The organism is Burkholderia sp. Ac-20392 (assembly GCF_017104585.1).
In the GTDB taxonomy this organism is placed as follows: Bacteria; Pseudomonadota; Gammaproteobacteria; order Burkholderiales; family Burkholderiaceae; genus Burkholderia; species Burkholderia lata.
Genome location: NZ_JAAGPB010000336.1, coordinates 1 through 9,514, shown reverse-complemented (window position 1 = coordinate 9,514; position 9,514 = coordinate 1). Strand labels below are relative to the sequence as shown.

8 protein-coding genes are annotated in these 9,514 nt (G+C 68.4%); 5 read left to right on the top strand and 3 right to left on the bottom strand.

Annotation, left to right across the window (positions count from 1 at the left end):
• Together G3N99_RS27925 and G3N99_RS27920 are read right to left on the bottom strand one after the other, a co-directional pair.
• Positions 1 to 487, bottom strand: a 487-nt coding sequence (locus G3N99_RS27925; protein ID WP_206123999.1) for an FAD-dependent oxidoreductase, incomplete at its 3' end; no start/stop codon positions are given.
• Complete coding sequence (locus tag G3N99_RS27920) at positions 484 to 1,416, bottom strand: 4-hydroxyproline epimerase (protein ID WP_174936196.1); 933 nt, start codon at positions 1,414 to 1,416, stop codon at positions 484 to 486. The genes G3N99_RS27925 and G3N99_RS27920, both read right to left, overlap by 4 nt.
• Positions 1,417 to 1,667: 251 nt before the next feature.
• Between G3N99_RS27920 and G3N99_RS27915 the strand changes: the two genes are divergently transcribed.
• The 5 genes from G3N99_RS27915 to ilvD all read left to right on the top strand — a co-directional run bounded on the left by G3N99_RS27915 (position 1,668) and on the right by ilvD (position 9,273).
• Positions 1,668 to 2,588 carry a dihydrodipicolinate synthase family protein gene (locus tag G3N99_RS27915; RefSeq protein WP_006484863.1) on the top strand — a complete coding sequence of 307 codons (921 nt, stop codon included), beginning with the start codon at positions 1,668 to 1,670 and terminating at the stop codon, positions 2,586 to 2,588.
• 232 nt (positions 2,589 to 2,820) lie between these two features.
• Positions 2,821 to 4,446, top strand: a complete 1,626-nt coding sequence (locus tag G3N99_RS27910; protein ID WP_174935754.1) for an APC family permease — start codon at positions 2,821 to 2,823, stop codon at positions 4,444 to 4,446.
• A 75-nt stretch (positions 4,447 to 4,521) separates the two neighbouring features.
• On the top strand, positions 4,522 to 6,105 hold the full coding sequence (locus G3N99_RS27905; RefSeq protein ID WP_206123998.1) for an aldehyde dehydrogenase (NADP(+)): 1,584 nt from the start codon (positions 4,522 to 4,524) through the stop codon (positions 6,103 to 6,105).
• Position 6,106: 1 nt separating this feature from the next.
• Positions 6,107 to 7,129, top strand: a complete 1,023-nt coding sequence (locus G3N99_RS27900; protein WP_174935756.1) for an Ldh family oxidoreductase — start codon at positions 6,107 to 6,109, stop codon at positions 7,127 to 7,129.
• 284 nt (positions 7,130 to 7,413) lie between these two features.
• Complete coding sequence (gene ilvD / locus G3N99_RS27895) at positions 7,414 to 9,273, top strand: dihydroxy-acid dehydratase (RefSeq protein WP_174932275.1); 1,860 nt, start codon at positions 7,414 to 7,416, stop codon at positions 9,271 to 9,273.
• Here the strand turns inward: ilvD and G3N99_RS27890 are convergent.
• The coding region (locus tag G3N99_RS27890) for a hypothetical protein (RefSeq protein ID WP_206123997.1) at positions 9,207 to 9,514 on the bottom strand (308 nt) is incomplete at its 5' end. The two genes, ilvD and G3N99_RS27890, sit on opposite strands and share 67 nt — an antisense overlap.

Below are 9,514 nucleotides of genomic sequence, written 5' to 3'. Positions count from 1 at the left end.
ACGTGATGCGCGGCGCCCGCTGCAGCAGCCAGTTCGCGGTGACGGGCGCATAGAGGATCGCATCGCCGGGAATCTTCAGCGCGCCGCCCAGGCCCGCACGCAGCATCGGCTCCAGTTGCGCGAGCGTCGCTGCGTCGATCAGTTCGCCCGCCACGCCGTGCGCGGCCAGCGTCGCCTGCTTCGCGCGCGCCAGATCCATTTCGTGCGCATCGGCGGCGAGCCACAGCGTGCCGCAGTTGCGGTACGCGCACCCTTCGGGCATCTCGCCGCTCAGCGCGCGCCACAGTTCGATCGAGTAATGGCTCAGCGCGAGTTCGGCTGCGTTGTCGTCCATCGCGACGAGGTGCCCCATGCCCGCGCCGGTTGCCCCGCCGCTCGCGTCGTCGACGACGAGCACACGCAGCCCGCGCTGCGCGAGTTCGTGCGCGCACGCCGCGCCGACGATGCCGGCGCCGATCACGACGACATCCGTCTTCGTGTCACTCACGGCGCAATACCCCAGCCGAACGGATCGTCTTCCTCGATCAGCAGCGTCGCTTCCGCGCTCAGGTGCGCACTGCCGCGGATCGTCGGCACGATGCCGCCTTCGGCCTGCTCGTAGCTCGCCTGGAACACGCTGCCGATCACGCTCGCCTGCCGCCACACGGCGCCCGGCGCGAGCTTGCCGTCGGCCGCGAGGCACGCGAGCTTCGCGCTCGTGCCGGTGCCGCACGGCGAACGGTCGTATGCGAGACCCGGGCACAGCACGAAGCTGCGGCTGTCGTGTTCGGGATCGTCGGCGAACAACTCGATATGGTCGATCTCGCCGCCGTTCGCGCCGGTGATGCCCGCGCGTTCGAGCCCTTCGCGCACGGCCGACGCGTACGCGGTGAGCGCCGCGACGTTGTCGCCGGCGACGCGCTGCCCGTGGTCGCTGATCAGGAAGAACCAGTTGCCGCCCCACGCGATGTCGCCCTTCACGGGGCCGTATCCCGGCACGTCGAGCGCGACGCCCTTCGCATGGCGATAGGCGGGCACGTTGCGCACGCTGACCGACAGGTCGTCGTGCAGCGTCGCCTCGACGGTGCCGACGGGCGTTTCGATCCGGTGCACGCCGGGCGCGATGCGCCCCATATGGTGCAGCGTGCGCACGACGCCGATCGTGCCGTGCCCGCACATCCCGAGATAGCCGCTATTGTTGAAGAAGATCACGCCGGCCGCCGCCTCGGGCGACACGGGTTCGCACAGCAGCGCGCCGACCAGCACGTCGCTGCCGCGCGGTTCGAGAATGCATGCGGTGCGGTAGCGGTCGTGCTCGCGCGCGAGCACGTCGCGGCGCTCGGCCATCGTGCCGCTGCCGAGCGCGGGGAAACCGGACACGACGAGCCGAGTGGGTTCGCCGCCCGTGTGCGAATCGATGATCTGGATGCGCTTCATCATGAGCCGTCCGAAGTGGGGAAAGGAGCACAGCTTCCTCCGTCGCGCGTCCGCCCGCTTGTGGCTTTTCGATGAGGACGACGACGAAATCGGCATAGTGCGAAGCGCCCTTCCCGCGCCGTCCGGTCGCTGTGCCGATTTCGTCATTTTGCTCCGCGATACGACTCAAGCGTGATGGGCATTTGCGCGGCGATACTGGTTGCCACACCGACACCTGTCGGCCGACCGATACAAACACGTAGGAGATTGAAGTGAGCCGAAACGCCATTCAGTGGACCGGGGTTTTCCCGGCCGTCAGCACCCAGTTCAAGCCGGACTTTTCCCTCGACATCGACGCCACGCACCGCGTGGTGAAGAACCTGGTGAACGACGGCGTATCGGGCCTCGTGGTCTGCGGCACGGTCGGCGAAAACACGTCGCTGTCGACGAGCGAGAAGCTCCAGGTGATCGAAGCCGCACGCGACGCCGCCGGCGGCAAGATTCCCGTGATCGCCGGCATCGCCGAGTTCACGACCGAATTCGCGCGCAACACGGTGCGTGAAGCACAGCGCGTCGGTGTCGACGGCGTGATGGTGATGCCCGCACTGGTCTACTCGGCGAAGCCGCACGAAACCGCCGCGCACTTCCGCGCGGTCGCAACCAGCACCGACCTGCCGGTGATGGTCTACAACAACCCGCCGATCTACAAGAACGACGTGACGCCCGACGTGCTGATCGCGCTGCAGGATTGCGAGAACATCGTCTGCTTCAAGGATTCGTCGGGCGATACGCGCCGCTTCATCGACCTGCGCAACGCGGTCGGCGATCGCTTCGTGCTGTTCGCGGGCCTCGACGACGTCGTGGTCGAGAGCATTGCCGTCGGCGCCGAAGGCTGGGTGTCGGGCATGTCGAACGCGTTCCCGAAGGAAGGCGAGACGCTGTTCCGCCTCGCGAAGCAAAAGCGTTTCGACGAAGCGCTCGCGCTGTATCGCTGGTTCATGCCGCTGCTGCACCTCGATGCACGCCCCGACCTCGTGCAGTGCATCAAGCTGTGCGAAGAGCTGGTCGGCCGCGGCAGCGCGATCACGCGTCCGCCGCGCCTCGCGCTGCAGGGCGACACGCTCGCGGAAGTGAAGGCCATCGTCGCGAAGGCGCTCGAAACGCGCCCGGCGCTGCCCGACGTCGGTCTCTGATCGACTCCCCCTGCGGCGGCGCGCGGGCTTACCCCCTGCACACCGCCGTCTCCGGTCCGGCATGGCCTGCGGGCCTGTTCACGCCAGCGCCAGCCCGCGCCGCGCATGAACGCCCCGCAGCCCGCCCCGGTCGTTCGAACCGGGCGACGCCGGCCGGCAGGCTGGCGCCGCTGCTCCGTCGGAGCGCGGCGCCCCTCAAGCCTGTGCCGATATTCCCCTAGGAGACACGCCCATGCCAGGCCAAGGCAACGCTCACCCGTCTGTCCCGCTTTCCCGTTCCGCGCACCCCGACGCGGGTCACGGCAAGTTCAAGAAACAGCTGTCGCTGACCGATCTCACGTTCATCGGTCTCGGCGCCATTTTCGGTTCGGGGTGGCTGTTCGCCGCGAGTCACGTGTCGACGATCGCGGGCCCGGCCGGCATCTTCTCGTGGCTGCTCGGCGGCTTCGCGGTGCTGCTGCTCGGCATCGTCTACTGCGAACTCGGCGCCGCGCTGCCGCGCGCGGGCGGCGTGGTTCGCTACCCGGTGTTCTCGCACGGCCCGCTGCTCGGCTACCTGATGGGCTTCATCACGCTGATCGCCTTTTCGAGCCTGATCGCGATCGAAGTCGTCGCCGCGCGCCAGTACGCGGCTGCGTGGTTTCCGGGCCTGACCGTCGAAGGATCGAGCGATCCGACCACGCTCGGCTGGCTCGTGCAGGCCGCGCTGCTGTGCTTCTTCTTTTACCTGAATTATTCGAGCGTGAAGACGTTCGCGAAGGCGAACAACATCATCAGCATCTTCAAGTTCATCGTGCCGCTGTCGGTGATCGCGGTGCTGTTCACGTTCTTCAAGCCCGCGAACCTCACCGTGCACGGCTTCGCGCCGTTCGGCATGCCGGGCATCGAGATGGCCGTGTCCGCCGGCGGCATCATCTTCGCGTACCTCGGGCTCACGCCGATCGTGTCGGTCGCGAGCGAGGTGCGCAATCCGCAGCGCACGATCCCGATCGCGCTGATCCTGTCGATCCTGCTGTCCACGCTGATCTATGTGCTGCTGCAGCTCGCGTTCATCGGCAGCATCCCCACCGCGATGCTCGCCGCCGGCTGGCATGACGTGAGCAAGGCGTTCTCGCTGCCGTACCGCGACATCGCGCTGGCGCTCGGCGTCGGCTGGCTCGCGGTGATGGTCGTCGCCGACGCGATGATCTCGCCGAGCGGCTGCGGCAACATCTACATGAACGCGACGCCGCGCGTCGTCTACGGCTGGGCGAAGACGGGCACCTTCTTCAAGGTGTTCACGCGCGTCGACGAAGCGTCGGGCATCCCGCGCGCGGGCCTGTGGCTCACGTTCGGCCTCGCGATCTTCTGGACGCTGCCGTTCCCGTCGTGGGAAGCGCTGATCAACATCGTGTCGGCCGCGCTGGTACTCAGCTATGCGGTCGCGCCGGTGTCGGTCGCCGCACTCCGCCGCACCGCGCCCGACCTGCCGCGACCGTTCCGTGCGGTCGCGTTCGGCATCACCGGCCCCGCGTCGTTCGTGATCGCCGCGCTGATCGTCTACTGGTCGGGCTGGAGCACGGTGTCCTGGCTGCTCGGCCTGCAGATCGTGATGTTCGTGATCTATCTCGCGTGCCGCCGCTGGGTGCCGACCGCGCACCTGAGCCTCGCCGAGCAAGTGCGTTCGTCCGCGTGGCTGATCGCGTTCTACGCCGCGATGATCGTGCTGTCGTATCTCGGCGGCTTCGGCGGCACGGGCCGGCTTGCGCATCCGTACGACACGGTCGTCGTCGCGGCCGTCGCGCTCGTCATCTACTACTGGGGCGCGAATACCGGCGTGCGCGCCGACAAGCTGCAACTCGACGACGACGAAGACTGACGTACCCGTTCCTTTTCCCATGATCCCTTCGGCCGGGCGCCCCACGCCCGGCCCCTGTTTTTTCCGAGGAAAACCATGCAACTCACAGGTCAGCTCCTGATCGGCCAGTCCGCCGTCGCCGGACAGAACGGCACCCTCCACGCGATCGCCGCCGCCACCGGCGAACGGCTCGAACCCGCTTTCGGCGGCGCGAGCCTGCACGACCTGGAGACGGCCTGCGCGCTCGCCGACGACGCGTTCGACGCGTATCGCGAAACGTCGCTCGAAGCCCGCGCCGCGTTTCTCGACGCGATCGGCCGCCACATCATGGCGCTCGGCGACGACCTGATCGAGCGCTGCGTCATCGAAACGGGCCTGCCGCGCGCGCGCATCGAAGGCGAGCGCGGCCGCACGGTCGGCCAGCTCGCGCTGTTCGCATCGCTCGTGCGCGACGGCGGCTTTCTCGACGCGCGGATCGATCCGGCGCGCCCCGAGCGCAAGCCGCTGCCGCGCATCGACCTGCGCCTGCGCAACGTCGCGGTCGGGCCCGTCGCCGTGTTCGGTGCGTCGAACTTCCCGCTCGCGTTCTCGGTCGCCGGCGGCGATACGGCATCGGCGCTCGCAGCCGGCTGCCCGGTGATCGTCAAGGCGCATTCGGCACACCCGGGCACGTCGGCGCTCGTCGGCCGCGCAATCCAGCAGGCCGCGCGCGAATGCGGGATGCCGGCCGGCGTGTTCTCGCTGCTGTTCGACGCGTCGCGCGAGATCGGCCAGGCGCTGGTCGCCGATCCGCGCATCAAGGCCGTCGGCTTCACCGGCTCGCGCCGCGGCGGCGTCGCGCTGATGCATATCGCGGCGGCGCGCCCCGAACCGATTCCCGTCTATGCGGAAATGAGTTCGATCAATCCCGTGCTACTGTTTCCCGCCGCGCTCGACGCGCGTCACGATGCGATCGCGCCGCAGTTCGTCGCGTCGCTCACGCTCGGCTCCGGCCAGTTCTGCACGAACCCGGGCCTCGTGCTCGCCGTCGACGGGCCCGCGCTGCGCGCGTTCGAGGAAGCGGCCGCCGCTGCGGTACGTGCAGCGCCCGCGCAAACCATGCTGACGCCGCACATCCACGCCAGCTACGAACAAGGTGTCGCGGCGCTGCACGATCACACTGCCGTCGAACTGCTGGCGCAAGGCGCCGAAGGCAACCGCCTGCAGGCCCGTGCGGCGCTGCTCGCGACCTCGGCCGATGCGTTCATCGCGCATCCCGAGTTGCGCGACGAAGTCTTCGGCCCCGCTTCGCTGATCGTCCGTTGCCCGGACGCCGACACGTTGCATCGCGTGCTGCAGTCGCTCGAAGGCCAACTGACGATCGCCGCGCACCTCGCCGACAACGACGCCGCACTGTTCGCCGCGCTGCGCCCGCTGCTCGAGCGCAAGGCCGGCCGCATTCTCGTCAACGGCTTCGGCACGGGCGTCGAGGTTGGGCATGCGATGGTGCACGGCGGCCCGTTCCCGGCCACGTCCGACACGCGCACGACATCCGTCGGAGCGCGCGCGATCGAACGCTTCCTGCGCCCCGTGTCGTATCAGGACCTGCCGGACGCGCTGCTGCCGGACGCGATCCGCAACGGCAACCCGCTGAACGTGCCGCAACGCATCGACGGCGTGCCGGCGCCGCGGGAGGCGTGACATGACCGCATCCACCGCCGAAGTCGTCCTGTCGCTCGATGACGTCCACGCGCTCGCGCTGCGCGTGCTGACGCACAACGGCATGTCCGACGCCCATGCGCGGGCCATCGCCAACGTGATCACGCAGGGCCAGCGCGACGAATGCCATTCGCATGGCGTGTACCGGCTGCTCGTCTGCGTGCGTTCGCTGAAGAAGGGCAAGGTCGATCCGCAAGCCGTGCCGACGCTGCGCCGGCTGTCGTCGTCGATCGTCTCGGTCGACGCGCATCGCGGCTTCTCGCTGTTGAGCTTCGAGACGGGCCTGCCGGTGCTCGTCGAGATGGCGAAGCAGCACGGCATCGCCGCGATGACGATCAACCACTGCTACCACTTCTCCGCGCTGTGGCCCGAGGTCGAGGCCATCGCGGCCGAGGGGCTGGTCGGCATCGCGATGAATCCGAGCCATAGCTGGGTCGCGCCGGAGGGCGGCCGTGAGCCCGTGTTCGGCACGAACCCGATCGCGTTCGCGTGGCCGCGCCCGGGCGGCGTGCCGTTCGTGTTTGATTTCGCGACGAGCGCGATCGCGCGCGGCGACATCGAGCTGCATGCGAAGCAAGGCAAGGCGATCCCGCCGGAATGGGCCATCGACGCCGACGGCCGGCCGACCACCGATCCGAAAGCCGCGTTGCAGGGCGCAATGCGCACGTTCGGCGGCCACAAGGGTTCGGCGCTCGCGGCGATGGTCGAACTGCTCGGCGGCGCGCTGATCGGCGACATGACGAGCCGCGAGTCGATGGACTTCGACGAAGGCGTCGGCGCGACGCCGTGCCACGGCGAGCTCGTGATCGCGTTCGACCCGAAGGTGTTCCTCGGCGACGATCTCGACACGGGGCTCGCGCGCGGCGAACGGATGTTCGAATCGATCGTCGCGCAGGGTGCGCGGCTGCCGTCGCAACGCCGCTTCGACGCCCGCGCGCGCAGCATCGCGCACGGCGTGCGGATTCCGAAGGCGCTGTACGACGAGATCCTGACGCTGCTCGACTGATCGCGAAGCACGGGGCCGGATCGCGCATTCATCCGCGATCGAGACGCGATCCGGCCTTCTCGCGGGCCGGTCGCGCGAGCGTACCGCCACCGCACCCGCGTTCCGCGCCGGGCACGCCGCCCGCGCCCGGTGCCGGCCCCATGGGCGCCACGCCCGCGGCGGCTGTGGGATAATCGTCCGGTTTGCCCTGGGCGCAGCTCAAGAGGTTGTTCGCACGGGCGCGAGAGAGGCCTTTATTCCCCGTGCCTCCACCCTTTTCCCGCGATATTTCTTCAGCAACGACAATGCCCACTTACCGTTCCAAAACCTCCACCGCCGGCCGCAACATGGCAGGTGCGCGCTCGCTCTGGCGCGCCACCGGCATGAAAGACGACGATTTCTCGAAGCCGATCATCGCGGTCGTCAACTCGTTCACCCAGTTCGTGCCGGGCCACGTGCACCTGAAGGATCTCGGCCAGCTCGTCGCGCGCGAGATCGAGGCTGCCGGCGGCGTCGCGAAGGAATTCAACACGATCGCGGTCGACGACGGCATCGCGATGGGCCACGACGGCATGCTGTATTCGCTGCCGAGCCGCGACATCATCGCCGACTCGGTCGAATACATGGTGAACGCGCACTGCGCGGACGCAATGGTGTGCATCTCGAACTGCGACAAGATCACGCCGGGGATGCTGATGGCCGCGATGCGCCTCAACATCCCGGTGATCTTCGTGTCGGGCGGCCCGATGGAAGCGGGCAAGACGCGCCTCGCGAACCCGGTCACCAAGGCCATCGAAGTGAAGAAGCTCGACCTCGTCGACGCAATGGTGATCGCCGTCGACCCGTCGTACTCCGACGCCGAAGTCGCCGAAGTCGAACGCTCGGCCTGCCCGACCTGCGGCTCGTGCTCGGGCATGTTCACCGCGAACTCGATGAACTGCCTGACCGAAGCGCTCGGCCTGTCGCTGCCCGGCAACGGCACGGTGGTGGCCACGCACGCCGACCGCGAGCAACTGTTCAAGCGCGCCGGCCGTCGCATCGTCGAACTCACCCGCCAGCACTACGAGCAGGACGACGAACGCGTGCTGCCGCGCTCGGTGGGCTTCAAGGCATTCGAGAACGCGATGACGCTCGACATCGCGATGGGCGGTTCGACCAACACGATCCTGCACCTGCTGGCGATCGCGCAGGAAGCCGGCATCGACTTCACGATGAAGGACATCGACCGCCTGTCGCGCGTCGTGCCGCAGCTGTGCAAGGTCGCGCCGAACACGAACAAGTACCACATCGAGGATGTGCACCGCGCAGGCGGCATCATGGCGATCCTCGGCGAGCTCGACCGCGCCGGCAAGCTGCACACCGACGTGCCGACCGTGCACACGCCGTCGCTGAAGGATGCGCTCGACCAGTGGGACATCGTCCGCACGCAGGACGAAGCGGTCCGCACGTTCTACCAGGCCGGCCCGGCCGGCGTCCCGACGCAGGTCGCGTTCAGCCAGAACACGCGCTGGCCGAGCCTCGACCTCGATCGCGCCGAAGGCTGCATCCGCTCGTACGAGCATGCATTCTCGAAGGAAGGCGGCCTCGCCGTGCTGACGGGCAACATCGCGCTCGACGGCTGCGTGGTGAAGACGGCCGGCGTCGACGAGAGCATCCTCGTGTTCGAAGGCACGGCGCACGTGACCGAATCGCAGGACGAAGCAGTCGAAAACATCCTGAACGACAAGGTCAAGGCGGGCGACGTGGTGATCGTGCGCTACGAAGGCCCGAAGGGTGGCCCCGGCATGCAGGAAATGCTCTATCCGACCAGCTACATCAAGTCGAAGGGCCTCGGCAAGGCATGCGCGCTGCTGACGGACGGCCGTTTCTCGGGCGGCACGTCGGGCCTGTCGATCGGCCATTGCTCGCCAGAAGCGGCAGCGGGCGGCGCAATCGGCCTCGTGCGTGACGGCGACAAGATCCGCATCGACATCCCGAACCGCACGATCGACGTGCTGGTGTCGGACGAGGAACTGGCGCGCCGCCGCGAAGAGCAGAACGCAAAGGGCTGGAAGCCGGCGCAACCGCGTCCGCGCAAGGTGTCCGCCGCGCTGAAGGCCTACGCGAAGCTGGTCATGTCCGCCGACAAGGGCGCCGTGCGCGACCTGTCGCTGCTCGACGACTGACAGGGGTAGCCCGATCGGCTGCTTGCAACGCGCAGCCGGTCAGGCTGCGGGCCGTACGACCGCCCGCTCGCCCAATCCAGAAGCCGCTCTCCGGAGCGGCTTTTTTTCATCCGGCCATGGCAGAAAGCGCCGGCATCGTCAGTGACGGAAGTCTTCCGGACCGCCGCCGCCTCCTCCGCCACCGCCACCACCGTGGCTTCCGCCGCCGTTTCCGCCACCTTGCGGCCGCGCACCGCCGTAA